The sequence below is a fragment of the Mesorhizobium sp. M1423 genome (assembly GCF_040317575.1).
Taxonomy (GTDB): domain Bacteria; phylum Pseudomonadota; class Alphaproteobacteria; order Rhizobiales; family Rhizobiaceae; genus Mesorhizobium.
This window is the reverse complement of sequence record NZ_JAMYKU010000085.1, coordinates 1-796: the sequence shown is the minus strand read 5'-3', so window position 1 is coordinate 796 and position 796 is coordinate 1. Positions and strand designations below refer to the sequence as shown.

Sequence of the window (796 nt, the reverse complement as noted above, 5' to 3'; positions counted from 1 at the left end):
TGAGACGCGGCGGCAGCTGCGGATGATGCTTGTTGGGGCGGCGCGCGATGCGCACCTTCTTGCCTTCGGCCTTGAGCCGGGCGCGGCGGGCATGGGTGTCGTAGGCGGCGTCCGCCCAAACCGTCTTCTCGTCGCCGCAGATCAAGGTGTCAGCCACGACCGTGTCGTTGACGTTGGCTGGTGTGGTGATCACCGTGCGGATCAGGCCAGAGCCCTCATCCACCCCGACATGAGCCTTGTAGCCGAAGGTGAAGCCGCCCTTGCCCTGCCGCGCGGTAATGCGGGCATCTGGATCCTTCGACGGCCGCTCAAGCGTCGGCGGTGACGAGACCGCATTGATCAGCGTGGCATCCAGCATCGTGCCACGCTTCAGGATCACGCCGGCCTTCTCCAACTGCCGGTCCAGTTCGCCAAACAACTTATCGAGCAGACCTTCGCCGACAAGCAGATTGCGAAAGCGCGAAAGCACCGTGTGATCGGGAATGCTCTCCTCCAGCCCGAGCCCGGCAAAGCGCCGGAACGACAGCCGGTCGCCAAGCGCCTCTTCCAACTCACGGTCCGAAAGCCCGTAGAGCGATTGCAACAAAAGCGCCTTGAACAGGACCAGCGGTGGCCAAGCCGCCCGACCCGGACCGCCATCACGCAGCGGGTTGAGCAGTTTCTCAAACCGATACCACTTCACAAGACCCGACAATCGGTCGAGCGGCGAAGTGCCGCCCACAAGCTTGGTGCCTAGAAAAGCCTCCGCCAAGCTCAACTGGCCCGTCTGCTTCACTGCCATCGCGATTCCCTCAGA

1 protein-coding gene is annotated in these 796 nt (G+C 63.3%); it reads right to left on the bottom strand.

Features of this window, described 5'->3' with window-relative positions:
• The coding region (locus NKG95_RS34180) for an IS5 family transposase (protein WP_353043877.1) at positions 1-781 on the bottom strand (781 nt) is incomplete at its 3' end.
• Between the last annotated feature and the right edge of the window lie 15 nt (positions 782-796).